The following is a 25,572-nucleotide window of genomic DNA, read 5'->3' on the forward strand; positions in this document are numbered from 1 at the left end:
GGAGGACCTGCATGGACGGAAAGAAGCGAACGTGGAGCCTGCGCGCCAAGATTATGGCCGTGCTGCTTTTGCTGACCGGCCTGTTGGTCAGCCTTTCTTTTTTCTTTATCCAGTCGCTCGGGGAAATTCAGGACGTGAGCGAATCGATTACGGAAGAGCAGGTGCCCGAGCTCGTGTGGCTGTCCCACTGGGAGTCGCAGATACTGATGAAGGAACAATACATACAGATGGGCATTCAGACAGATTTCTGCTGCGGCTTTGTCGAAGGGTATGAGTCGTTTCGGGATGAGGGAGAGGCCTCGATGCGTGAGGCATACGGCCCTCCGCCGGCCCAGCTGGAGCCGGCAAACGTACAGCTGCAGCGGCTTGATTTTCTCGTGCAGAATCAGGTAAGCGGCCTGCTCGATATCGGCAACGAAGAAGAGGCGGCTCTTTTTATGGAAACGACCTATATGGACCAGCTGGAAGCATTCCGCGTCAGGCTCGCTGAAGAACGGACACAGGTAACCGATGACCTGGCAACACAGCAGGGCCGGTTTACGTCGATCATTGAAGAATCGCTCGACCTGCTCGTCCTCACAGCAGCCGCTGTGTTTGTCCTGGCTCTGGTGGCGGCGTACCGCATCAGTTCCGGCCTGACGAGACCGGTCAACCGGCTCCAGCGCGAGTTGCACTACATTGCTGAAGGAAACTACGGAGAGCAGATTGGCGGCGTCAACCAGCCGGAGTTGATTCCGCTTGCGAACTCGGTCAATAAACTTTCCGAGCAGCTGAAGCGCTCATTTGACTTGCTCATTCTCGATAAAATGTACCGCGAGCAAATACTGGACTCCCTGCCGGTCGGGGTCGTGACGTCTGACGAAAAGCGTGGCGAAATTCGTCTGAATAAAGCAGCCCGCGATGTTTTAGGTGCAGGGTTTAATAAAGAGGAGCTGCCGCAGCTCGCAGCAGAACGCAGCGGGATGCAGAGCTTTTGGAAGCTGCTTTCAGCAAAAGGAATTTTTCAAAATGAAAAAGTGTCTGTTTATAAAGAGGAAGAAGAACAGATTTTCCTTTGCTCGCAGGCGGAGCTCGTTAACGAACACCAGGTGACGATCGGGAAATTGTTTTATTTTATCGACATCACCGATACAGAAGCGCTCGAGCAGCAGGTTCAGCACACTGAAAAGCTTGCGCTTGTCGGATCGCTCGCAGCTGGAGCGGCCCATGAGATCCGCAATCCGCTTGCGGTGATTGACGGCTTCTTGAAGCTGATGCAGCAGTCGCTCCCGGAAGAAGAGCGGGAGCGTTTCCGCCTGGAGCTGCTGCTGAAGGAAATTACTCGAATCAATGGCATTATTGAAGATATGCTGCTGTTGGCGAAGCCGCGCGATCCGTCGTATGAGAATTTAATTCTTGAGGATGTAGTCGAAGAAATTATGCCGCTCGTTGAGAAAACGGGTGGAACGAAAGACATTGAGTTTACGCTCGATATGGAGCGTGTGCCGGTTCAGGCTGATCCCGATCAAATCAAGCAGATTTTCCATAACCTGATCCGCAACAGTGCAGAGGCGATGGAAGGACAAGGGAAAATATCGATTTTCGGGCAGCGCCGGAAAAACCTGTACTGCATTGAATTTGTGGACGATGGACCGGGGATTCCCGATAAGACCCAGGTGCAGCTGTTCTCCCCGTTTACGACGACGAAGAAAAACGGGACAGGTCTTGGACTGCCAATCGCAGAACGGATGATGGACAATCATCAGGGATCGATTTATCTGATGGAATCCAAACCGGGAAAAACGTTGTTTTGTCTGGAATTTCCGCTGGAGGAGGGACCTTATGAAGCCGACGATTCACGCTTACGGTGACACAGCTTTACGCGTTTCGTTTCATCCGGATACGGCGGCAGAAGACGTCCGCAAGCTGACGCTGCTGCTGCATCAGCACTGGCCGCAAGGGGTACGAGAGTGGGTGCCCGCGTTTCATGCGGTAACAATATTTTATGATCCGCTGACGTGCAGCCTGAAGGAACTGACAGCGGACGTGGAGCAGCTGTTGCACCGGCAGTCGGAGACGCTGGAGCAGGATCCGGTTTGCTGGGAGCTTCCTGTCTGTTACGGAGGGGCGTGTGGACCTGACTTAACCGGTGCAGCGGCAAGGCTCGGGATAACAGAAGAAGAGCTGATTCACAAACATATAAAGCCGGTCTATGCCGTGCGTATGCTCGGCTTCTTGCCCGGATTTCCTTATCTGGAGGGGATGGATGCAACGATCGCTCTGCCGCGGCACGCAGAGCCGAGACGAAGCGTGCCGGCCGGGTCGGTTGGGATTGCAGGCAGCCAAACCGGTATTTATCCGCTTGCGTCACCTGGAGGCTGGCAGCTGATCGGGCGAACGCCGGTCAGGCTGTATGATAAGCTGCGGGAGCCGTCCGTGCTGCTGGAAGCAGGGGACATGGTGACGTTTAAGCCGGTAAGTGAAGCGGAGTTTTCAACGATTAAGGAAGAGATTGAGGCAGGGACCTACAACTACAGGAAAGGGGCGCGGCGTCCGTGAATATCGATATGAACGGCGACGGAGGAGAAAGCTTCGGCGCCTATGAGCTGGGAAACGATCAGGAGCTGATGGACTCGATTACATCGATTAATATAGCCTGCGGCTTTCATGCCGGGGATCCCAACGTCATGAAACGGACTGTTGAGCAAGCGATCGCTTCCCAGACAGCGATTGGCGCACATCCGGGGTTTCAGGATCTCGCTGGATTTGGACGGAGAATGATGGCGGTGAGCCCCGAAGACATTTATGCATACATCCTGTATCAAACGGGAGCTCTGCAGGCGTTCTGCCGCGCCAACGGAACCGCGATCAGCCACTTAAAGCCGCACGGTGCCTTGTACCATCACGCAGCCGCAGACGAAGCAGCGGCAGAGGCAGTTGCACGTGCAGCGAACGCCATGTCCATCCAGACGATGTTTGCACCTCCCGAAAGTCAACTGGAACAGGCTGCGGATGCATACGGACTAACGGTTGTTCGCGAAGCATTTGCAGATCGCCGCTACGAACCGGATGGCACGCTCATGCCGAGAACGAAGCAGGGAGCAGTATTGGAAAGCGCAGAAGAAGCGGCAGCTCAGGCAGTCAGCATCGCGTTAAACGGAGAGGTGACGGCTTCAGACGGCAGCATCATTCGTCTGGAGGCAGGTACGATCTGCGTGCACGGAGACAGCAGGCATGCCGTTGAGAGCGCCGCTGCTATCAGACAACGGCTTGAGAAAGCAGGCGTTATCGTCGCTGCACCGGAGGCTGTTTTATGAAAACGATCACGATCACGAAACAGGGGCTGTTAACAACGATCCAGGATGAAGGCCGCTTCGGGCAGCTTCGGCACGGTATTCCAACCGGCGGGGCGGTCGACCGCTGGGCTCTCCGCTGGGCCAACCTGCTGGTAGCAAACGATGCAGGGGCAGCAGGGCTGGAAGTCACGATGATGGGACCGGGGCTCACTGCAAATGATGACATTGTCATCGCGGTTACCGGAGCTGATCTGTCACCGGAGCTGGATGGGAGCGCTCTGCCAATGTGGACCTCCGTCCAGATGAAAAAAGGATCGCGGCTTGCGTTTCGGCAGCCAAAACAGGGAGCAAGAGCGTACGTCGCCTTTCACGGCGGTATTTCTGTTCCGCTCGAGTCTGGCAGCCGCTCTACGTTTGTGCGTGCCGGTCTCGGCGGGTTGGACGGCCGTGAGCTGCGGGCTGGAGATGTCCTTCACATCGGTGCAGAATCTCGAAGACCCGGGCGGAGAAGGCTGCCTGTCGAGCTGCAGCCGGATTACAGCAGGCGGGAACTGCGCATCATTGAAGGACCCGATCAGCAGCTGATCGGAGAAGCCGCCCTGCATACGTTTTACGATACGTCCTTTCACGTCAGCAGCGAGCTTGACCGGATGGGAATCAGACTGACCGGCCCCTCTCTGCCAATAGCAGGAGGGAACACCGGCGTATCTGATGCGACGGTGCCGGGTATGATTCAGCTTCCATCAGGGGGAAGTCCGGTTCTGCTGCTTGCTGACAGGCAGACGTCCGGAGGCTATCCGCGTATCGGCGCCGTCATCCAGGAGGATTTGTCTACTGCGGCACAGCTGATTCCGGATGATGAGATTCGCTTTCAGGCGGTGTCCCTCGAGGAGGCTCATGCCCTGTACAAAAAGCGAGAGTCCGTCTGGCGGCTGATGCACCGGCTTCATGCTATGTGACTTTCCTATAAAGTTTCGTGTAATCCCATGTAAACAACCCTTTCTGAGTCAAAAGACGCAGGAAGGGTATTTTTATGAATCCCCCGTTTCGTCAAGATCGGCCGACATAGAGGGAATAGAGAAGGGTGAATTCATCCATATTTATCCTGAAAAACAGGCTTATGTTGGTTAAATGTGAAGCGGAAATGAATATTGTTACAGATGTAAGCGGATTCAAAAAAGCCGGTGTTACGCAGAAACGATTCAAATCGAAGCAGGACAACGATGTGCGAAAGCACGTTCGCAATAGATGCAAGGGACATTAGGCACCGTCAAATAGGTCTGTCATCTGAAGTCCTGCATGGCGGTTATCAGGTCGCCGTGCTACGCTCAACTCATACCTTAGAAGGAGGACATACATATGCATACCATGCAGCACACAGCGAAAAAACTGCTCGTCATCGTACTGGCAGCAGCGCTGATGATTTCCGGCTACCTTCCGGCCGCGTCAGCACAGGGCCCGGATCGGAACGTTCAATCCGTTGAAGTCCTGAATGAAACAAGCTTTTCTGTTCAGTTTGACAAAACCTATCCAGCAGGCATCCCTGCAGAAAGGATGCTCGACATCACGGTTGAGCTTGACAGCGGAGAAATCCTGGAGCCGGAAGTGACGGACCAGGAAGTCACGCACCAAAACCGCTCTGAGCTGACCGTGTTTCATGAAAATGACAGCCTGGAAGGTCTTGCTGGCGAGCTCGTCGTAAACGGTGTAACGGCTCCGTTTACCTACGCGCCGGAGGACGATGATGAAGACGAAGGCATGTCCATTGCAGAGGTGCGCAGCCAGGAAGTGGGCGGAGAAGACGTCTGGACCGTTTCTGGTGAGGTCACTGCCGCTTTTGAAGAAGGCGGGCAGACCAACATGTACATCGAAGACGAAACAGCAGCCATTCTCGTTCGCGGCTCTGAACTCGGCAGCCGCTATGACCGCGGCGACCTCGTTTCGTTTACAGGTACACTGGACGAGTTCCGCGACATGAAGCAGCTGCTTGTGACAGACTCCGAGCTGGTTGAAGCAGATGTGAATGCCGTTGAACCTGTGCTGGTAGATGCTTCCTTTTTTGAACAGGATGCCGACGATGTGCAGGCAAAGCTGATTCAAATCGAGGATGTATCCGTACTTGATAATACCGGTTTTAACGATTTTGACGCGCTTGACAGCGACGGAAACGCCTTCCGCCTGCTCGGGGCGTGGGGTGATCTGCTGGAACAGACGGATTATGATCTGATCACTGGCGTCGTTAATTACCATTTCTTTGAAGATAAGCTGATGCCGCGTGATAATGCGGATATTGTAGAAGATGCCGGAATGGTACAGGCGGTAACTGCTTCTCCAGATTCCGGGGAAGTTGCTTCCGGCACGGAAGTAACGCTCCGCACGGCGACAAACGGCGCAGCTATTTATTATACGTTGGATGGAACAGATCCAACGACAGACAGCATGCTTTATGAAGGGCCGATTGTTGTAGAAGAGGATATGGAGATCCGCGCTGCGGCATTCCGTGAAGACCTGGAACCGAGCGCGGTGCAGAGCTTTACGTACACGCTTCGTGCAGAAGCTGGCGAGGTGGAAATCTACGATATTCAGGGAGCGTCTCACATTTCACCGTATGTGGATCAGTCTGTGCGTGGTGTAGAAGGGATTGTTACGCATACGCAAAACAACGGTTTTTACTTCCAGAGCGCGGAGTCTGATGGCGACGTAAACACATCGGAAGGCGTATTTGTTTTCCGTTCCAATCACGGTACTGCTGTCGGCGATCTCGTCGCCGTTGACGGAACCGTTGTAGAATGGGAAGAAAACGGCTTTGACGGCAATGATGACTTAACGACGACACAGATTACAGGGTCCGCAATCAACGTAATTTCAAGCGGTAACGACGTGCCCGATCCGATCGTGATCGGCGTCGACCGCGAGATTCCGGATGTGCTTACAGCGGATCCGGAAAGCTATGACATTTACGATCCAGCTACTTTTGATGCAGAAGCGAATGCCCTCGATTTTTATGAAAGCCTTGAAGGCATGCTCGTCGAAATTCCTGGACAGGTCACGGTTACCGGTCCGCAGAAATACGATGAGCTGACGGTTATTTCCGAAGAGTGGGGCATTGAAAACCGCACGGATTCCGGCGGCGTCTACATCGAAGAAACAGCGTTTGACGCAGAGCTGAACACGGAAATTATGTTTGTCAACGCACCGCGCGGCACGGTCGCGAAAACAGGTGACTACTTTGAGGAAAGCATCACCGGCGTTATCGGCTACAACTTCGGCAACTTTAAGCTGGAGCCAGTAAATGGTCTGCCGGAGCTGATGGACGGTGGGAACGAGCGCCGTGATGAAACAACGATCGCATTTGACGACGATCAACTGACTGTTGCAACGTACAACGTGGAAAACTATTACCCCGGCGTTCCGCGTGAAAAAACAGAGCGTCTTGCCAACTCCATGGCGAACGAGCTGAACGCACCGGATATTATCACGCTCGTCGAAGTGATGGATAATGATGGCGCGACAGACAGCGGCAATACAGATGCGAGTGAAAGCTACCAGAGACTGATTGATGAAATCCGCAATCAGGGCGGACCGCAGTATGCGTGGACGGACGTCGCGCCGGTTGACGGCATGGACGGCGGTATTCCGGGCGGCAACATCCGCGTCGGTCACATTTACCGCACCGACCGTGTCCAGCTGGCAGATGACAGCGTCGCCGATCCGGAGGAAGCGGTGCAAATTGCCGAAGACGGCAGCTTGAGCCACGGAACCGGCTTTATTGATCCGGATAACGATGCATTCCGCAGCTCCCGCAAGCCGGTCATTTCAGAGTTTATCTTTAAAGGAGAGCCCGTATACGTGATCGGCAACCACTGGAACTCGAAGCGGGGCGACCTTGCCCCATTCGGCATGATCCAGCCGCCGGTACAGGGGAGCCGTGAGCAGCGCCTGGAAATTGCGAACGTCATCGGGGACTTTGTCGCTGAGCTCAACGAAAAAGCGGAAGAACCGAACGTCGTTGTGCTAGGAGACTTTAACGACTTCCCATGGTCCCCGCCGGTTGAGGCACTCGTTGATCAGGGCGGATTGTACAACGCGATTTACGAGCTGCCGCGAAGCGAGCAGTATACGTATAACTACAACGGAAGCTCCCAGTCACTGGATTCGATTCTCGTATCCGACCACCTGCAGGACGGGATGGACGTTGATGCGATGGCGATTAACTCCGAGTTCATGGAAGTGCACGGCCGTGCAAGCGACCATGATCCGATCATGGTGCAGCTGACGATTCCGGACATCGACCCGGACTATGACATGGGTGACGTGACGCCGCCGGAAATCCGCTTCGTGGATGAGGCGCTGAACGAGAACCCGTATGTGGAAATCAATGCCGGCGACTCTTTTGACGTGCCGGAAGTGACAGCTGTCGACAATGTGGACGGCGACATCACCGATCAGGTAGAGGTAACGAACAACGTCGATGCTGACCGCGCCGGCAGCTACACGGTCCGCTATGAAGCAGTGGACAGCTCTGGAAACCGCGGTCTGCTTACGCTGAACGTGCGCGTGCTATCCAATGCTGCAGCACTGGAAACATTGGAGAACGCAGGCTTTGAACAGTGGGAAGGCGGTCTGCCCGTTGCCTGGTTCGGCGGAGCGAGCAACATCGCTCAGTCGCGGGTGAACGAGTCTGATGATGCTTTCTCTGGTGATAAAGCGGCACAGCTCATCAACACAAGCACGACGCATAACCGCTTCACATCCGAGCGCTACGTCATTGAAGAAGGTGCCACGTACACGGTTACCTTCCAGGTAAAAGGAACCGGTGACATCCGCAACGCGATGTTCGCTGAAGGACTGCACGGAAACAACTACAGCAACTATTCTTCCTACACTGCTTTAAACGGCAGCGACTGGCAAGAGGTCACGTGGGAGTATACGGCACCCGGCGATGCAGAAGCCGAGCTGATCTTCTCCGTACGCAGCACCGATGACGAGCACCTCGTCATTGACGACGTCCAAATCGAAAAACAGTAAGCTGATACCACGCTGCGGAGCCGACCCGCAGCGTGGTTTTCTATGAGGAAACAGCAAAACTGGAAAAAGGGCGCCTGGCTTTTCCTTCCAGACGCTGTGGGTGCTTTCGAGCTGAACGCCGAAAGCAGATGCCCTCGTTCTTCCATGCGTTATTTTCCAACGGAGGTGAAAACGTAGTATAGTAGATGTGGACAGGAAAGGGGTGGAAACGTCATGCGTGGAGTGGAACAGCATGAGCGTGTAGAGACGCTCGATATCATCCGCGGGATCGCGTTGATGGGAATTCTTTTAATTAATGTACATATAATGACCTCTCTCGATTTTTTCAAGGAGGCCTACGGCATCCAGGCACAGCCGGAAACGGCGTTTGATAACATACTCGCTGCGCTGATTGAATTTTTCGTGGAAGGATCGTTCATTTCGACGTTCTCGATTTTATTTGGAATCGGATTTTACTTATTTATGACGCGGGCTGAGGCAAAGGGGTGGCCGGAACGGCGTTTGTTCGTCAAGCGTCTGCTTGCACTCGGGATGTTCGGTCTGCTTCATCTGATCGTTTTCTGGGTCGGCGATATTTTACTTTACTACGCAGTCGGCGGTTTTTTCCTGCTATTGTTCTATAAGGTAAAAGAGAAGTTTCTGCTCGTTTGGAGTGTTTTGCTTCTCGGCCTGTTTTTTCTGTTTTACTCAACGCAGCTGCTGATTCCGGAATCGTTTATGAAAGGAATGCAGGCGACCGGCTACAATGTGCTCGAGGAAGCGAAAGCAGCATATCAGCTGCCGTTTTTCAGCGGAGCGTGGTGGCAGTTCCGCTTTCAGGAGGAAGTGCTTCTCGTCCTCGGCCAGATTCCGCTCTTGATTCCGTATGTACTAGGCTTATTTTTATTCGGATTTTACGCGGCGAAAAAGGAATGGTTTCAGCGCGCGGCTGAAAAGAAGCTGGTCTTTAAGCGGATGCTCATCGGCGGTCTGATTGCAGCGGTGCCGTTTCTCGCGCTGCTGATTCCGATGCGCATGTCGGAGACGTTTTTCACCGATCCGGGCGTGATCTATCAATACGACCTGCTGCTGCGGATCGGCTCTCTGCCGCTCGCACTCGTCTATATCAGTGCGATTACGCTGTACGTCACCTCGCGCGGTGCCGGCCCGCTGTTAAAGCGATTTGGCGCAATGGGGCGAATGGCGCTTACGAACTATTTAAGCCACACGGTGCTGATCGTGCTTTTCATTCACATAAGCGGTTTGTTTGATACGCTCACTGTGACAGGCAATGTTATCGTTGTGCTAGTGGTGATCGCGCTGCAGCTCTGGTGGAGCCCGCTTATTTTGAACCGCTGGCAGTACGGGCCGATGGAGGCTCTGTGGCGCAAGCTGACGTATGCGGGCAGCATCAAAAAAGAAAAAGACTGATATAGGTGATGAGCGGAATCGTTGCCAGCGACAGAATCGTAGAAAACGAGATCGTCATCACCGCTGTATCCTCTTGGTCCGTATAGCGGGAGAACAGAATCGCCGCGAGCATAAACGTCGGCATGCTTAACGAAATAATCAGCACGTTGCGCGTAAGCTCTGCCAGCGGAAGCGCCGCAAGCAGCACCAGCATGAGTCCCGGAAAAAGCAGGAGCCGGAAGACGAGCGGAAAGAAGACGGCCGCTTCGATCCGGAAGCCGGTTCGGGAGAGCAGCTGCTGCAGCAAAATACCGATGTAGAGCATCGCCAGCGGGGCCGCAAGCCCGGAAAGCAGTTCAACGAGCTGGCGGACGACAGCAGGCGGTTCAAAGCCGATAAACGCGGAGCTGATCCCAACGATGACCGCCGCCAACGGCAGGTTAACCAGCGACTTCAGCTGGCGCAGCCGAAAGCTGCTTCCGGCCTGCAGCAGGTAGATTGCGACCGTAAAGACGACAAAGTCCAGACCTGCGTCCACGACAGCGGCAAGCAGTCCGCCTACCGGGCCGAAGATGGTGGCACATAGCGGGATGCCGATAAATCCGGTATTGCCGAGCGCAGCCAGTACGGTCAGCTGCCGCGCTTTCGTGCTCGTAAAACCAAGCAGCCTGGTCATGCCGAGAGCAAGCACGACCGCGGCCAGGTGCAGGCCGACCGAAAGGCCGAAAATGATGCCGACCTGCCGGAGCAGGTCATCGGATACATCGGTGTTAAAGACGCCATTTAAAATAACAGACGGAACGGCGACGTTCAGCACGGTGATGACGAGAACCTGCTTCGCCTGCGAACCGACCTCTATTTTTGAGGAGAGCAGCACGCCGATTCCGATAATAATTCCCATTACAGAGATGGCAGTCGCGACGGTAATGACGTCCATAAAGTCCTCCTAAGCGGCTGAAAAATGATCAATAGAAAGCAAGGTTTTATGTATGTGGATCGAACTGTTACTGATTACCATTATTCTACTGGCAGGAAGCTTTGTCCAGGGGGTAAGCGGCTTCGGCTTTGGCTTGATTGCGATGAGCTTTATGCCGCTTATTTTCACGGTCAAGGACAGCACGCTGCTCGTGGTTTCCCTCGCACTCGTCGTATGTATGAGTATTGCCTGGCAGCTGCGCAGACATATCGTCTGGCGCTCGCTGCTCGTCATTTTGTCAGCGGCCTTTGTCGGCCGGTTTGGCGGCTTTCTCGTATTATCTGCATATGGTGAGCTGGATATCATGCGTGATATTCTCGGGCTGTTTCTGCTGCTTGTGACGGCTTATTTATTTTTCGGCAGCAAATACGCGCAGATGCTTCCGCGTGACACGATGTGGATCCCGCTTGTATTCGGCTTTCTAGGAGGGTTCGTCGGCGGGATTTATGCGGTAGGCGGTCCGTTTTTTGTCGTCGTGATGATGCTGCTGTTTGCCGACAGCAAATACCGGTACAGCGCCAACCTGCAGGTCACCTTTTTCGTAACGAACCTGACGACGGTGCTGCTGCATGCGTTTAACGGCGATTTTTCTGCCGAGTTTCCGTTCTACTTCCTGGCCGGCCTGCTGACGGTCCTTATCGGCACAAGGCTTGGCGTGCTCTGCTTTAAAAAGCTCTCGCAGCACAACATGCGGCGCATTGCCGGTATTACAGTAGCGCTCGCTGCGATCAACTTAATTTTTTTCCAATAATGCACAAATGGCACCACCGGACGACTGCCGCCCGGTGGTGTTTTTATCAGCGCCTCTCTGCTGCAGAATGCAGGGCGCTTTTTTCAATTATTGACGGTACAAGTCGGTTCGTCTGTCCTGAAACACCGGTATGTTTTCGCGAATCTCGTGCACGTCCTCGGTATCAAATTCGGCGTAGAGGATCGTCTCCTCTTCACCGGTTTCTGCGAGCACTTCGCCGAGTGGACTGATCACAAGGGAATGACCGCCAAATGCATTATTCGGATCTGCACCCGTCCGATTGCAGGCAACGACGAAAACCTGGTTTTCAATCGCACGGGCAATCAGCAGTGCGCGCCACTGCTCGATGCGCGCTTTCGGCCATTCGGCGACGACGTAAAACACGTCCGGTGTAAACTTCGGGTGCAGCATGTGCGTGCGCATCCACTCCGGAAAGCGGATGTCATAGCAGATAAACCCGGCCGCATAGCCGTGCTCCAGCTTAAACATGCCGCCCTCGTCTCCTTGCGTCAGGTGCTTCTCTTCATTCATAAGACGGAACAGGTGCGCTTTGCTGTATTCTTTGCGGAGACCGCCGTGACGGTTAAACACGAGCAGCGTATTAAACGTTCCTTCCTCCGTTTTTTTCGCAACGGAGCCGGCGATCAGGTTAACGCGGTGATTCCTTGCAAGTTCCTGTAAAAACAGGATCGTATCCGACGCCTCGTTTTCCAGCTTTTCTTTAATAAAATCGAAGTCGTAGCCGGTCGTCCACATTTCTGGAAGGACGATCACATCGGCTTTTTCGGCGACGGCTTCCTCTACAGCCTGCTTTACTTTTTGGCGGTTCGCCTCGGGATCGCCAAATACGACATCCATTTGTACGAGTGCTGTTTTAAGTTTCATGTCTCATCCTCCTCTGTCCTATTTCGTTTTCCCTGGTTTCATTATACATAATCCAGCCGCTTGTTTCTTTCCCGGCACAGCGGGGAATAGAGCACGTAACAGAGACGAGGTGAAGAGACATGGAACTGGTATGGCTGCGCAGCGATTTGCGCGTACATGATCACGCTCCGCTGTCAGCGGCGATGGATACGGATACGCCGGTAATGGCGGGATATTTGTTCAATCGGCGGCGCCAGGAGCTGACCGAAGCCGGTTTTGCACGTGAGGATACAAAACGTCACAAATTTCTGATCGAATGCCTGCTGGAAATGCACCAGCAGCTGTCTCAACTTGGTGTTCCGCTTATGCTTGCGGAAGGAGAAGCCGGGCAGGAGGCTGCGGATTGGATTGACCGGTTCCATGTGACCCGGATTCATGCCTATACGTATCCGGGCACGGAGGAGGAAGAGGATGAACGGGCGGTGGCAGAAGCCGCTGAAAAAGCAGGCATTCCGATTGTCTGGTATGAAGGAGATACGCTGCTTCACAGTGAGGACCTGCCGTTTGCGGTTAAAGACCTCCCTAAAGGGTTTTCCGGCTTTCGAAAGAAGGTCGAAAAGCAGGATATTCTTCCGCGGGAAGAGGTGCCGGCACCAAAAGAGCAGCAGCCGCTGTATTTAGAGGAACACGCAGGATCCGGCGAAAAGCTGATGGAGGAATTCCGCAGCCTTGATGTCCGAACGCTCATAAACGGCGGGGAACAGGAAGGGCTGCGCCGGCTGCAGGCATACTTATTCGAGTCGCGCGATATTCTCGACTACAAAGAGCGGCGTAACGGCATGCTCGTGTTTAACGACAGCTCGAAGCTTTCTGCATGGCTCGCTTCCGGCTCCCTTTCTCCGCGAAGGGTCTATTGGGAGTTGAAGCGGTTTGAGGAAGAAGTGCGCGCCAACGACTCGACTTACTGGCTCTTTTTCGAACTGCTCTGGCGGGACTTTTTCCATCTGCTCATGCGGAAAAAGGGCAGGCATATGTTTCTCGGTGAAGGACTGCAGCAGCTGCCGATTGAATGGAAGCAGGATAAAGAACTGTTTCAGGCTTGGTGCGACGGCATGACGGGCTATCCGCTTGTCGATGCAGCAATGCGTCAGCTGAAAGAGTGCGGTTTTATGTCCAACCGGGCCCGTCAAAATACGGCGAGCTTTCTGACGAAAAACCTCGGCATCGACTGGCGCTGGGGCGCTGCGTGGTTTGAAGCGCACCTTCTCGATCACGATGCAGCGAGCAACTACGGCAACTGGCAGTATATCGCCGGCGTCGGCTCCGATGCGAAGGAATTTCGTGCGTTTCACGTCGTAAACCAAGGGAAACGCTACGATCCGAAGGGGGACTTCGTCCGCTTTTTTCTGCCAGAGCTGAATTATGTCCCGAATAAATTCATTTATGAACCGTTTAAGCTCGATGAACGCGGGCTTAAGGAAGCGGCAGTGGAGCTTGGGCAGACGTATCCGTTTCCAATCGTTGACTTGCATGCGTCGCTTGAGCAGCGGAAGCAGGCGTTTCATGGAGCGAGAAGTAAACAAAAAGAGCGGGTCAGCCGTTAAAGCTGCACCCGCTTTATTCCTGCCGCTGTTACCGCAAGCTTGCGGCTATAAAACGGTTCAAGCATAGGTCCCGGCTGCATATGCCGGGATGAGATCGTATTTTCCAGGATCGCGGCTCGCGCACGTTGAAGCGGCCACGGACGGTGCTGAATGTCGCCCTGCCAAAAAGACTTTCCCTTTTTCGTAAAAAAGTGATAGCGCTCCGTTGCCCACCAGGCAAAGCTGCCGGGCTTCGCTTCAAAAACCGGACTGTCCGGGCGATACTGCACATGAAAGGCCTCCCCCTTTTTCTGCCGGTGCTGAAACGATACAGCATCCCGGTCGCTCACGTGAAAGCTTGCCGGTCGGTAAGGCAGCAGAAAAAAGGTATTGGCGATCCGGTTTGCAAGCGGATGACTGGCATCTAAAAAGAAAAAATAAATGCCGGGACGTCCGTTAACGCGGACGTAGGTTCGTAAGTTTAGTTCCGGAAACGAAAGGCGGGACAGCGCGGGGAGACGGGTGAGGGAAATGCCCGTCATCCAGAACGGGATGATGCCAAGCACGGCCCGGCCGTTGAATGTATCAAGCTCCATTCCCTCCGGCAGCTGCGCCTGCACGGCTTCTGGATCAGCTTCCCAGTGTAAAAACAATACGTGCTCCCACTGCATCGTCAATAAGGGTTTCACGGCGTTTGCTCCTTTACTTATGCTTTTCCTGTATCTTTTCCCCGAGCATCGTCATGAAAAACGCAGACGGCACGAGCAGTCCGAGCGTTGCCTGCAGCAGGGCAAAAAAGCGTGCGGCGCCGATCGGCACGAAATCACCGTAACCGACAGAAAGAATCGTGACACCGCTGAAGTACAGCAGATCCATAAAGGATGGATCCCAGTAATCATCGGTTGGATCGTTCACGCGTAAAATCGGACCTTGCAGATGCAGGATGTAGTAAATGAACGTAAACCCGATGGTGATTGCAGTTAACACGAAAAACATATGAATAAGCAGCCCCATATGGACGCGGCTCTCCTGAAACCGTTTATGACGGAGGTAGCTGACGAGCGTAGCCCCTAATAAAAGCAGCGTCAGGCCGACGAGTATCATCGTAACCATGTAAAAACCTCTCCTTTCCACGGACTCTATACCCTGCACGGCCTTCATTATCACAGCCCACACGAAAAAACTCCGCGGCGCCCCGCGGAGTTCTGTTTTCCTGTTTAGTTGTCGGCTACACCAAGGGCAAGCTTTGCGTAGCGGGACATCATTTTTTTATCCCACGGAGGATTGAACGTGATCTGCACATCGACCTCTCCGATTTCCTGAATTTCCTGAAGCTCCTGCAGCGCTGTTTTTATATCGCTTACGATCGTGCCGGCAAGCGGGCAGCCCATGGAAGTCAGGGTCATCAGAACCGTGACGTTATCGTTGTCATCGAGCTGAATTTCATAAATGAGCCCGAGGTTGACAATATCAATGCCTAGCTCCGGGTCCACCACGTTTTCCAGCTCGGCCATGACTCTTTCTTTCAGTTCTTCTTTTTCTTCGCTCATCCGCGCCACCTCCTGTACTGTCTATGATACTAAATAACCGGGTAAAATGAAAATCGTCTGTTTAAGAAATGACAGTTTCCGGTATACTTACAGTAACACATGGAAGGGGGTGGCTGGTTATGATGGATATCACGTCAATCGGCAGCTACGTTACTCCGTATGCGGTGATGCTGCTGCAAATAATCGGCAGTGCCGTCATTGGCTTTCTGATCGGGTGGGACCGCTATTCCAAAAGCAAACCAGCCGGCATCAAAACATATATGTACGTCTGCGCCTCCTGCTGTCTCATTACGCTGATTTCAATTCACAGCGTCGTGCATTTTTCGGAAATGTCCGACAATATTATGATGGATCCGATGCGTCTCGCCGCTCAAATCGTTTCCGGGCTTGGATTTCTGGGAGCCGGCGTCATTTTAAAGGATGGGTTCAACGTGACCGGACTGACGTCAGCTGCGATGATTTTTTTCGTCGGCGGAGTCGGTATCAGCATCGCAGCCGGGTTTTACGGACTGGCTGTTACGGCAGTCATCGTAACGATATTGCTGGCGCGCGTCGGTAATTTGATTGAGGAAAAATTGGACGGAAAGGTTAGCTGAACGTTTGTAGAAAAAACACAGCTTCGCCTGCGAAGCTGTGTGTTGATAAAGTCATGTTAGGTGAATAAGATTGCATCTGCCTATATCTGCGGACCCTCGCTTTCCGGAGGGAACGGCCTCAGCTAACCGCTTCTTCCTTTCGTCCGCCGGATCTTCGCCTCGTTCTGATCCTCTCGGAGTCGAGTTTCCTCCGATTTAGCAGCTGGCTGTCCGGTTAAAACCCTGGTGATGATTCACACGAGCTTATTCCATCTAGAGGGAACCTTTCGTTAGGCAGCGCTTCGATGTCGAATCGGGATGAACGTCAACGTACCCACCAAAAAAAGCCGCAGCGTCCAGCGATTGGAACGTTTTTCTCCATCAAACAAATCCATTTCCCCTTTGTGTCCAGCGTGCCCGTGGAAGCCGCGCAGCCTGAAGATTCCGTGCCGTTCAGATCTGCGAACGGCATTAACGCACGAGCGGAGCCGGACTGGGTCTCGAAGGCTTCTCGTGAGAAGCCTGTGTCCGAGTGAAGCCTCATCGCCGTTCGAACTTGAACGGCATGAAAAGCGCAAGTGAAGCAGCTCCATCCTACGGCGCCATTCTCCCTTCTGAACAGGGTCCCCTTGAGCAATAGCTGAATGCCAGCCCACGGCAGGCTAGGTAAGCAGAGGGGAAATACAGCCAAACGAATAAACATGTAAGTTGAAAGGCTGTGCCATTTTTACCCGGCTGTTTCCATGTATGACATGGAACAGCCTTTTTTGTCGTTCAGGAGGTAAGATCCAGATCATAACGAACGGTAATTTCTGAAGCGGGAACCGGACGCTGAAAGAGAAAGCCTTGTCCGTCGTGGCAGCCCATGAGCCTCAGCGCAAGCAGCTCTTCCCGGGATTCGATGCCTTCACAGACCACATGCAGGCCGGTGGTTGCAGCAAAATCGATCATTAATTTGACGATCGCCTGATCTTCCGGTGAGCGGGTCAGGCGCGAGATGAAGCTGCGGTCTATTTTCAGCGTATGCACCGGGAGCTGCTGCAGGTACGTAAGCGATGACAGACCAGTGCCAAAATCATCCAGCGCAAGCCGAAAGCCAAACGCGCGCAGCTCCTCCATTTGTGCGACTGCCGTTTCCAGATTGCGCATCATGGCCGTTTCGGTGATCTCCAGTTCAATTCGGCCGGGGTCGATCCCGTATCCGGAAACGATATCTTGAATTCGTTCGTTCGCGCCGACTGCCTGAAAGTGGACCGGAGAGAGGTTCAGCGCCGCTTCCCGGACAGGTACACCCGACTCGTCCCACGTAAGAAGCTGCCTGCAGACACGGTGCAGCATGTATTCAGTTAAAGGCACAATCAGTCCGGCCCGCTCTGCGGCTGGAATAAATTCGCCGGGCGAAATCATTCCAAGCTCCGGATGCGTCCAGCGGGCAAGCGCCTCTGCTTTCTCGGCGCGCATCGTCTGCAAATCGACCTTCACCTGGTAATACGCTTCAAGCGTTCCGCCGCTTATCGCATGGCGAAGCTCCTGAATAATCCGTTCCTCGCGAGCCTGTTCGGCCGCATCTTCATCATAAAACACAATGTCGCGCTTCGTTCGCAGCGCCGTCCGGAGTGCATGATCAAGCTCCTGCAGCAGCTCAGCCAGCGGCTTTTTATCAGCTGCGCAGGCAGCCCCTGCAGAAAAGGTAAGCTCCATGATCTGATTCGATTCCGGGAGCTCGGCCCTTACTGGCTGTGCAAGCTCAGCCATACATTCCCGCAGGTCTAATATCGGGGCCTCAGGAAGAAAAACGGTAAAGCGGTTGTCTTCTGTCTTATACAGCTCAGCCTGGAGCGGAAGTCTCCGCTGCAGAACCTCAGCCGCCTGTTTTGTCAGCCGGTCAGCTGCTGCATACCCGTAGTGAAGCGACCAGTCCTTCATATCATTGATTTCAAGCGCGCAGGCAGCCCCGAAGCGCTGAAGCGAGGCAGCTGAGAGCCCTTCCAGTTGACGGCGGTTAGCCAGTCCGGTCGCAGCATCAGTGAACGTCATCCGGTTAAACCAGCGATTTTCACTGTAAAGAATAAACTGAACCGCGACAAAGATCGTGCCAGCTGTAAACAGCGTCGTCGCACCAAATACGTTCGTTGAGCTGACCGGCTCCTGCTGAATGAGCGAGCTCATACCGGCCGGAAGACAAAAATCCGTGCCTGCCATTCCTGTGTAGTGCATCGATGCGATCGCCAGACCCATCACGGAGGCGACAAGCGCGCGGATAGGAATCGAGCGGATATTTTTGGTCAGGGTAAACAGAAGCAGCGCCGCAAAGGAAACGACAACCGCCACAGTAGAAGCGGTAATAACGAGCGCCGGAGAGTGAGTCACCACACCTGCAAACGTAACAGCATGCATGCCGCTGTAATGCATTGCAACAATCCCGAAGCCCATAAACAGCCCTGCAGCAAGGATCGTCAGCGCCCGGAGCTGCATGCGGTGCAGCACGAAAAAGGCGGTAAACGCGGCAATAATCGCAGGGAGCACCGAAAAAGCAGTGAGCCACCAGTTATAGGTGAGCGGAACGTACAGCTGAAACGCCGACATTGCAATGAAATGCATCGACCAGATCGAAACGCCCATTGTAACGGCGCCGATTCCCATCCATAAAAACTGATTTTTTGACGAATGAAGCATGGTTAACCTCGTATTAATCTCCAGTGCCACATAGGAACCGACGATGGCGACGGTTACCGAGAACAGCACAAGCCTCCAGTCATAAAGCACGTCGAGCACAATAAGCGACTCCTGCACGACCTCACCTGCCTTCTTATACAGTCTGTTTAAGTAAGGTAAGTATAGCATAAGTATCAGGTCGATAGTAGTATGATAACCAGCGAGTAAGTCGTTTATAGTCCTATTTATGCATGAGAAAAACAGGGATTATTAGTCGACGGTGTGCAAATGTTATATATCAACCGCTTCCGATCCGGTGACTGTATACAGCGCAGCAAGGTAAGCCTCGGAATATTCGCGGAGCTGCAGGCTGGAGACAGCGGTGCCCAGCTCTCTCTCATGAAAGCGGCAGAAGGCATCCGTGCCTCCCGGAAACGACTGCAGCACAGACTCGCGGTCAATAAAGCCGTTTTCTTCTCTTACATATGCGGCATAGCTGGAGCGTGCTCCGGCATCGGGGGAAGGATGGTAATCGTGCAGAACCGGCAGAAGGTGATGATACTTGACGGTCTCAAGCAGGCTGCGCCGTGTAGCGAGCGTCCGGCACTGATAATCGCTGCGGACGAGGCCGCGGCCTGACTCTATCAGGGAGTTGTGGTAGCGGGCCGCTAGCTGCTGCAGAAGGCGGAGCGGCCGAATGCCCTCGTGCTGTAACGTCAGATGAAAAGCATCGTCTAACACAGTGTAGCTTAACAGAGAAAACGGGTGCTTTTGCTTCATGAAAGCGGTTATGTGCAAAAGCAGATCGATTTCAGCGGCAGATTCTGCCAGTCTGGGAGAGCGGAGGCGCAGGGCATGGACAGCAGGTGGGGTCACAGGACATCGTTCCTTTACTGAAAATGTCATGAGGATGTGTTCGCTGAGAGGAATTCTGAAGGAATGTGGGAAAATGAGGAAGCACATACTTGTCATCACGACTTATGAAAACCGGGCTCATGCGGGCCAATGGTTTCAGCGTCTTGTTCTATTCGACATAAATGCTTAAAATCCTGCCTGAACCTGCTGTTATACCGGTTTGTTTCCAGGTATAATGTGGAATATGATAAAAAAGACCTGATACAGGGGGATACAGCTGCGGAAGGCTGATATACTGTTTCACACAGCCGTCCGCAGTTTCAGACTGCCTGTACGGAAGGAGACCTGGAACATGCTTAAGAAAATCATCGCTTTTTTAACTGCAGCAGGAGCAGCCTATAAGTTTTTCCCTGCCGTACGACGCAGCCTGCTGAATTGGCTGGAGGATGAGCCGGTAAAGGCGCCGGGTAAAGACGATCGTGACCAGCAATCGCAGGAACCGGCAGAAGAAAACGAACAGCCGGTCGATTCTGAGTCACAAGGCGGGACAGAAGCCGCTGAGGAAGAGCAGGAAAATGAAGCAGCACCGGACAACGGCGCTGAAAAAGACACGGGAGCGCCCGGAGAAAAAGGTCAAAATGATTCAAAAAGTGAAGCGGAAGCTGACGAGAAAGAGGAGAAAGAGGCTTCTAATGAAGACGACACTGAGGACAAAGCGGTCCTTATTCATCCTAACCGAACCTATGAAGAGGAACTGCTTCAAATTCCCGGAGTTGGTTCCGAGCTTGCCGCAAGCTTCATCCGGGAGCGTAAGGAGAACGGAAATTTTGAGAGCATCGACGATCTGATCCGCGTAAAAGGTATCGGAGCGAAAAAGCTGGAAGAGCTCCGCAGCTACTTTACGATGGAGGATGCGTAAGGATAAAGGAGTTTTGCGTGATGCGTCATCGACGAGCAGCAACACCTGGATTTTCTATTTTCTTTTTCTTCGCCGTTATTGTATTTGTGTTCTGGTTTCCTTTTGATGAAGTAAGCGATGTCCGGGAGCAGGAGCCGGAGCTTACGACGACGATGGGGTCTGAGGATGTCACGATTGACGGAGGCCTTATCGTAGACGAGGTGCCGATGGTGCCGTTCCACGATACGATGACGGAGCTGGAGGCCGAGCTTACATGGAATGAGGATGAAAACCTGTACACTGCAGAGCGGCAAGGCGTCATTTTTCAGTTTGCGCCGGACGATGAGGAAGTAAACGTAAACGGCGATTACGTGGAACTGGAGAAACCGGTTTACAGCGCAGATGAAGAACAGTATCTGCCGCTTTCCTTCCTGGAACAGACTCTGGATGTCGATACGGATTTTCAAGAGGGAGAGAACCGCGCGGTTATAAATGACGGACGTAAGGAAGTCACGGTGACGATGAGTCAGGCCGGTACGGATGCGCCGGAACTGGGAGAGGCGCCGTCCGAGCATGAACAGGAGCCGGAAGAAGACCGGGAAGCGATAGAAGTAGACGGTGTTGCTGTCGGTGACAGCGCCGAGGACGTGGAAGCGCTCTTCGGGGAGCCGGAGCGTGTGATGGAGAGTCATTACGGCTTTGACTGGTACAGCTATCACGACAGCTATGATCATTTCCGCCTGATCGGCATGGAAGATGGCGTGGTGACAGCACTTTACAGCAATACAGAATGGACGCTGCCGGATGGATCAACGCCTGCTGACGAAACAGAAGCACGAGAGGCGCTTGGTGAACCAGCCGCCTATATCACAAAAGGAAACACGCGCTATTCGCAGGCTGAAAGCGACGAATTTGATTTGTTTGAAACCGATGAAGGCTATTTAACCGTGTTTTATGACATTCATCAAAACATGGAAGTCGCCGCGATCCAGCTGATTGAAACCGAGACGGAGCAGGCACTGGACGGGTACTACGGTGAGGGATCTGATGCAGCAGCAGAAGAAGCATCTGCGCTCATGTTTGAAGTTGTCAATGCGGACCGCGTCGAACACGGCCTCGAACCGCTTGAGTGGAACGACGAGGTGGCAGCGGTCGCGAAAGCGCATAGCAGCGACATGGCGGAGCGAAACTATTTTGCGCACGAATCCCCGGAAGGTCAGTCTCCGTTTAACCGCATGCGGGAAGCGGGTCTGAATTACTCCAGAGCCGGCGAAAACCTGGCTTCCGGGCAGGCGAGTGCCATCTTTGCCCAGCAAGGCCTCATGAATTCGATGGGGCATCGTGAAAATCTGCTGAGTCCTGATTTTGAACAGCTCGGCGTCGGTGCAGATTACGGCGAAGACGATCGGCCGTTCTTTACGCAGAAATTTTATACGCCGTAGCGAAGAAGCCGTCCAATTCGGGCGGCTTTTTCATGTGCACGCAATAGAAAAACGCCGCAGATAGCTGCGGCGTTCGGCTTATTCTTCTTCGGAGGTACCTTCTTCCTTTTTGCGCTTCGGCGGATAGGCCTTCCACTTCGTCAGATCCGGCTTTTCCTTTAACAGCATGCGCTCCGGGAATACGAAGTTCCACGGGGTCGTCGTATGTGCCTTGACCTGCAGCTTCGGCTTAAGACGGAAGCCGCCGCGAGCCGCGATTTCTCCAGTTGCATCTTCTACTTGAAGCGGAAGTGTTTCGATGTTCACGTTACGGTCGCTGCCGTTGCGGATCAGCATCGTCACGTGAAGTTCCTTCCGATCACGTAAAAACGTGGCGCGAAGGCCGACGAAATTCACCTGGCCGTGCTTTGGCGGCCTCATGTTGTCGACGACCTGCTTCAGCTGGCGCTTGTTCTCGGCAGAAAGCCGCTTGCGCCAAGCAGGCGTGAGTGAGAGCTGATGCTCTGGAATTTCTTTTTTCTTCTTCTTGAAGACGAGCTTCCATCCGCTCTGCGGCACGTCATGTCCGAACATATCCTTGTCCCCGAACGTAAACGTCCACGGCCGGCTGCTCATGGCCGGCAGTTCGCCGAGATCAGTCAGATCAAATTCTTTTCGCCCGAGCAGCGTATCTGCTTCATCGTAGAGCTCGATGACCGTTAATTTAAACGCAGCGCTTTTTTCAAGCGTCTGACGGATAAACACGAGAAATTCGTAGTCGCCGTTATCGTTTTGGTCCCAGCGGATTCCGGCAAGGGAAAGCTGATCTTTTTGCAATTCATTCAAGTCACCGTGCAATTTCTCAAAAGCGGCCCGGTCGGTTTCACTGATGTTCCAGTCCGGGTGCAGGGAAAGCTCTGTTTGTGCAGGCTCCTCATTTTCCTCTGTTCGTTTTTTCGGAGAAGCAGCGGCCTCTGCGCCGAGAAGTTCGAGCTCCTCAATTGGTGTATGATCTGGAAAATATCCCATGATTGTCCCTCCAAGCGTATAATCAATCTTTCTTATGTAAGGCTGTCGCTGTCCAGTATAGCATGAAAGCGATGCCGATGAAGCCGGACGAACGATAATCTTTCAGAAAAATAACTATTTTCCCATGATGCCGCATCAGCTCTGCAGCAGAAGAAAGCACAATGCTATAGTAGAAAAGGGAATTGTGTGTATTTCACAAAGAATTCACTCAATAGAATCAGTCATTTTGGAGCGTAAATCGCTTTGTAACAAACAAATAAACGGTCACACGACAAGATTTGTCCTAAAAAGAGGACTTTAAGAATATTTAAAAGGTAATAATTGGTCCTAATAAGACGAAGTGTTACATAAGCATGTCAGGTTGATTGAAGTTTGTTGTCATTTTCTAAAATAGGTTTATTTCTCTGAAGAAATTTAATATGATTAATCTCGTTAGCAGGAAACCTAAAATAAAAACAAAAAATATAAAAACAAAATAAGAAAGTGGGAGACGAAAAACATGAAAAAACTTATGATGACACTGGCAGTTGCAGGCGCGATTTTTATTGCTCCGGAAGTTACAGAAGCTTCAGTAAAGATGGGTGACCGCGGAAGCAGCGTTGAAACGCTTCAGCAGTCTCTGGCAAGCCAGGGCTATAACAGCTCTTCTAACATTGACGGCGTTTTCGGACCTAAGACACTCGCAGCTGTTCAGGCGTATCAGCTTTCCAACCGTATTTCCAGCCCTCGCGGTAACTTCTTCGGCGTAGCTGGTCCACGTACGCTCAGCTCCCTCGGCGTATCAGGCGGAAGCAGCAACTCGACTGCAGCGAGCTCTTCCAGCTCAAGCAGCAACAGCAGCCAGTCTACTTCTGTAGCAGGCGCAAGCTCTTCAAGCAGCAACAGCGGTGTGATCTCTACGGCGCGCAGCCTCGTTGGCAGCCCGTACGTATGGGGCGGAACAAGCCCGCGCGGATTTGACTGCAGCGGCTTCATTCAGTACAGCTTCGCACAGAACGGCAAGAGCGTGCCACGTACAGTAGCACAAATGTGGAACGCCGGATCACGCGTATCCAGTCCATCTGTCGGCGATCTCGTATTCTTTGAAACGCGCACAGGTCCATCTCACGCAGGAATTTACATTGGAAACAATCAGTTCATCCACTCTGGTTCTTCTACAGGGGTAACTATTTCCAACATGAGCAACCCATACTGGAGCCGCACTTACATCGGTGCGCGCAGCCTCTAATACGTTTTTTCATGCAGCCTCCGTCCGGCATTCCGGGCGGAGGCTTTTTTGCGTTGCTCGCTTAAAATGATCATCCAGCTGAAACCACCTCTGAAAGATCGTTCTTAACAGAGGCAGGCAGGAGCCTGCGGAGGTGGATGATGGGGTAGATACTGGTCGTTATGTATAAATGATAAGGTTGAAGGAGAGAATGAAAAGTTTAGGAGCTAGAATGATAAGTTATTCGTTATAACAGTCTGAGAATGATAACCGTAATAACTTTAGCAGCGGAAATGAAAACTTTCTTACCTTGAATGATAAGTTTCTGGGGGAGGATAAAACTTTCGAGCGTCCGTTTAATAAGTTTCATTTTTATCTCACTACACAACGCTGCTGCATCTGATGCGAATAGCTACATAATAGAGAAAATGGTAAAAAGGACACCGTATTTTCATGTTGAATGGGGAATGTATGTTTGCAATCAAGGGATTCTCTCCTTATAATAGATAAAAATGACAGAAGGAGGCTTTCATGCCAAAATCCTCAATTGTTCGACCGATTCTATTTGATCAGTACGAAGCGCTTCTTCGCAGGCTGCCGCCTGATCATCCAAGCAGGAAAAAGATTGATTCAGATTACCGGCGCTATACGGCCGGTCACTATGGTGAAGAGTCAGTACAGTATTATTTCCCGCTTCTCGCGGAGCATTGCACGGTGCTTCAGCAGCTCAGACTACGAGATACCACCTCCAGCCACATCTTTCAGATCGATCTCCTTATAGCGACTCCATATTTTTTATACATAGGTGAAATCAAGCAAATGTCTGGCAGCTTGTATTTTTATCCGGAACAAGGCCAGCTGATTCAAGATACTAATGGAGAAAAACGAGCATTCGCTTGTCCTCTCAGCCAAAGTGTTCGTCAGGCAGCATTTTTAAAACACAAGCTGGCTGAATTAGGGATAAAGGATATGCCTATGGAAGCGCATGTCATTTCCTCCAATGCGGCTGCCCGCCTCATCGTTCCCGAAAATGTAGCAAACATTTATCACAGCAGCCGGCTTCCTACTATAATAGACGTATTATTTCAGAAATATTCGCGAAAAAAAGTTTCACAAAATGCGTTAACAAACGTGTTGATGCGTTTGAAGCAGGAGAGTATGGAAAAACAGGAGGATCTATTAAAGCGGTACGGTATTGACGAACTGGAGTTATTTTATCCAATTGCATGTAAGACATGTGAGGGAGCGCTTAAGCGGAGCTATGGCACGTGGGTATGCTGTGACTGCGGGGAAGCTCAGCCGGATCGCCATATTGAAGCACTGCAGGATCTGCGGATACTACTTAAAACGCCTGTAACGATGCGTGTTTTCTTAACGTTATTACGGAAGCCATCCTATCAGGTAGGCAGGCGGTTAATGCTTCCGTTTCTCGAACGGAAAGGACAGCTGTATGTGTTTAAGCGTTATGATTAGCAAGGAAGCTTCCGCGTACTGGCGGAAGCTTTTTTACTCTTAT

General features: G+C 52.6%; 21 protein-coding genes. 13 read left to right on the plus strand and 8 right to left on the minus strand.

What is annotated here, in order from left to right; all coding sequences use genetic code 11:
* Positions 1 to 11 precede the first annotated feature (11 nt).
* The 6 genes from ACFO4L_RS10030 to ACFO4L_RS10055 all read left to right on the plus strand — a co-directional run bounded on the left by ACFO4L_RS10030 (position 12) and on the right by ACFO4L_RS10055 (position 9,713).
* The gene (locus tag ACFO4L_RS10030) at positions 12 to 1,850 is read left to right on the plus strand and encodes a sensor histidine kinase (RefSeq protein WP_377909537.1); all 1,839 of its coding nucleotides are present in this window, start codon (positions 12 to 14) and stop codon (positions 1,848 to 1,850) included.
* Entirely contained in the window at positions 1,822 to 2,538 is a 717-nt protein-coding gene (gene pxpB / locus ACFO4L_RS10035; protein WP_377909538.1) for a 5-oxoprolinase subunit PxpB, read from the plus strand. The genes ACFO4L_RS10030 and pxpB overlap by 29 nt, the downstream gene beginning before the upstream one ends.
* Positions 2,535 to 3,296: a LamB/YcsF family protein gene (locus ACFO4L_RS10040; RefSeq protein ID WP_377909539.1), complete on the plus strand. Its 762-nt coding sequence runs from the start codon at positions 2,535 to 2,537 to the stop codon at positions 3,294 to 3,296. Before pxpB ends, ACFO4L_RS10040 begins: the two co-directional genes overlap by 4 nt.
* Complete coding sequence (locus tag ACFO4L_RS10045) at positions 3,293 to 4,234, plus strand: 5-oxoprolinase subunit C family protein (protein WP_377909540.1); 942 nt, start codon at positions 3,293 to 3,295, stop codon at positions 4,232 to 4,234. Before ACFO4L_RS10040 ends, ACFO4L_RS10045 begins: the two co-directional genes overlap by 4 nt.
* A 400-nt stretch (positions 4,235 to 4,634) precedes the next feature.
* Complete coding sequence (locus ACFO4L_RS10050) at positions 4,635 to 8,303, plus strand: chitobiase/beta-hexosaminidase C-terminal domain-containing protein (RefSeq protein ID WP_377909541.1); 3,669 nt, start codon at positions 4,635 to 4,637, stop codon at positions 8,301 to 8,303.
* A gap of 213 nt (positions 8,304 to 8,516) precedes the next feature.
* The gene (locus ACFO4L_RS10055) at positions 8,517 to 9,713 is read left to right on the plus strand and encodes a DUF418 domain-containing protein (protein ID WP_377909542.1); all 1,197 of its coding nucleotides are present in this window, start codon (positions 8,517 to 8,519) and stop codon (positions 9,711 to 9,713) included.
* Here the strand turns inward: ACFO4L_RS10055 and ACFO4L_RS10060 are convergent.
* The gene (locus tag ACFO4L_RS10060) at positions 9,694 to 10,629 is read right to left on the minus strand and encodes an AEC family transporter (protein ID WP_377909543.1); all 936 of its coding nucleotides are present in this window, start codon (positions 10,627 to 10,629) and stop codon (positions 9,694 to 9,696) included. The genes ACFO4L_RS10055 and ACFO4L_RS10060 overlap by 20 nt on opposite strands.
* 52 nt (positions 10,630 to 10,681) lie before the next feature.
* Between ACFO4L_RS10060 and ACFO4L_RS10065 the strand changes: the two genes are divergently transcribed.
* Positions 10,682 to 11,419: a sulfite exporter TauE/SafE family protein gene (locus ACFO4L_RS10065; protein ID WP_377909544.1), complete on the plus strand. Its 738-nt coding sequence runs from the start codon at positions 10,682 to 10,684 to the stop codon at positions 11,417 to 11,419.
* Between the two features lie 87 nt (positions 11,420 to 11,506).
* Here the strand turns inward: ACFO4L_RS10065 and ACFO4L_RS10070 are convergent, their stop codons facing one another.
* On the minus strand, positions 11,507 to 12,304 hold the full coding sequence (locus ACFO4L_RS10070; protein ID WP_377909545.1) for a carbon-nitrogen family hydrolase: 798 nt from the start codon (positions 12,302 to 12,304) through the stop codon (positions 11,507 to 11,509).
* A 119-nt stretch (positions 12,305 to 12,423) separates the two neighbouring features.
* Here ACFO4L_RS10070 and ACFO4L_RS10075 point away from each other — a divergent pair, with 119 nt between their 5' ends.
* A complete protein-coding gene (locus ACFO4L_RS10075) occupies positions 12,424 to 13,887 on the plus strand; it encodes a cryptochrome/photolyase family protein (RefSeq protein ID WP_377909546.1) in 1,464 nt (487 codons plus the stop codon).
* On the opposite strand, the gene ACFO4L_RS10080 is transcribed toward ACFO4L_RS10075, so the two are convergent.
* The 3 genes from ACFO4L_RS10080 to ACFO4L_RS10090 all read right to left on the minus strand — a co-directional run bounded on the left by ACFO4L_RS10080 (position 13,884) and on the right by ACFO4L_RS10090 (position 15,416).
* Entirely contained in the window at positions 13,884 to 14,555 is a 672-nt protein-coding gene (locus ACFO4L_RS10080) for a YqjF family protein (protein WP_377909547.1), read from the minus strand. The two genes, ACFO4L_RS10075 and ACFO4L_RS10080, sit on opposite strands and share 4 nt — an antisense overlap.
* A gap of 13 nt (positions 14,556 to 14,568) precedes the next feature.
* Positions 14,569 to 14,979 carry a potassium channel family protein gene (locus tag ACFO4L_RS10085; protein ID WP_377909548.1) on the minus strand — a complete coding sequence of 137 codons (411 nt, stop codon included), beginning with the start codon at positions 14,977 to 14,979 and terminating at the stop codon, positions 14,569 to 14,571.
* Between the two features lie 104 nt (positions 14,980 to 15,083).
* Positions 15,084 to 15,416 (minus strand): metal-sulfur cluster assembly factor, encoded by a 333-nt coding sequence (locus ACFO4L_RS10090; RefSeq protein WP_377909549.1) that lies wholly within the window; start codon positions 15,414 to 15,416, stop codon positions 15,084 to 15,086.
* 119 nt (positions 15,417 to 15,535) lie between these two features.
* Between ACFO4L_RS10090 and ACFO4L_RS10095 the strand changes: the two genes are divergently transcribed.
* Positions 15,536 to 16,012: an MgtC/SapB family protein gene (locus ACFO4L_RS10095; protein ID WP_377909550.1), complete on the plus strand. Its 477-nt coding sequence runs from the start codon at positions 15,536 to 15,538 to the stop codon at positions 16,010 to 16,012.
* A 753-nt stretch (positions 16,013 to 16,765) separates the two neighbouring features.
* Here the strand turns inward: ACFO4L_RS10095 and ACFO4L_RS10100 are convergent.
* Positions 16,766 to 18,784, minus strand: a complete 2,019-nt coding sequence (locus tag ACFO4L_RS10100) for a putative bifunctional diguanylate cyclase/phosphodiesterase (protein ID WP_377909551.1) — start codon at positions 18,782 to 18,784, stop codon at positions 16,766 to 16,768.
* Positions 18,785 to 18,937: 153 nt separating this feature from the next.
* Complete coding sequence (locus ACFO4L_RS10105; protein WP_377909552.1) at positions 18,938 to 19,522, minus strand: hypothetical protein; 585 nt, start codon at positions 19,520 to 19,522, stop codon at positions 18,938 to 18,940.
* Between the two features lie 331 nt (positions 19,523 to 19,853).
* Here ACFO4L_RS10105 and ACFO4L_RS10110 point away from each other — a divergent pair, with 331 nt between their 5' ends.
* Together ACFO4L_RS10110 and ACFO4L_RS10115 are read left to right on the plus strand one after the other, a co-directional pair.
* Positions 19,854 to 20,420, plus strand: a complete 567-nt coding sequence (locus ACFO4L_RS10110) for a ComEA family DNA-binding protein (RefSeq protein ID WP_377909553.1) — start codon at positions 19,854 to 19,856, stop codon at positions 20,418 to 20,420.
* A gap of 20 nt (positions 20,421 to 20,440) precedes the next feature.
* Complete coding sequence (locus ACFO4L_RS10115) at positions 20,441 to 21,841, plus strand: CAP-associated domain-containing protein (RefSeq protein ID WP_377909554.1); 1,401 nt, start codon at positions 20,441 to 20,443, stop codon at positions 21,839 to 21,841.
* Positions 21,842 to 21,919: 78 nt separating this feature from the next.
* Here the strand turns inward: ACFO4L_RS10115 and ACFO4L_RS10120 are convergent, their stop codons facing one another.
* Positions 21,920 to 22,849 carry an accessory Sec system S-layer assembly protein gene (locus ACFO4L_RS10120; protein ID WP_377909555.1) on the minus strand — a complete coding sequence of 310 codons (930 nt, stop codon included), beginning with the start codon at positions 22,847 to 22,849 and terminating at the stop codon, positions 21,920 to 21,922.
* A 499-nt stretch (positions 22,850 to 23,348) separates the two neighbouring features.
* On the opposite strand from ACFO4L_RS10120, the gene ACFO4L_RS10125 reads away from it, so the two are divergent.
* Positions 23,349 to 24,077, plus strand: coding sequence for a C40 family peptidase (locus tag ACFO4L_RS10125; RefSeq protein ID WP_377909556.1), 729 nt, complete (start codon positions 23,349 to 23,351; stop codon positions 24,075 to 24,077).
* Between the two features lie 510 nt (positions 24,078 to 24,587).
* Positions 24,588 to 25,529: a nuclease-related domain-containing protein gene (locus ACFO4L_RS10130; RefSeq protein WP_377909557.1), complete on the plus strand. Its 942-nt coding sequence runs from the start codon at positions 24,588 to 24,590 to the stop codon at positions 25,527 to 25,529.
* The last annotated feature ends 43 nt before the right edge of the window (positions 25,530 to 25,572 follow it).

Origin of the sequence: Bacillus daqingensis, assembly GCF_042654445.1 — a bacterium.
Lineage (GTDB): Bacteria > Bacillota > Bacilli > Bacillales > Salisediminibacteriaceae > Alkalicoccus > Alkalicoccus luteus.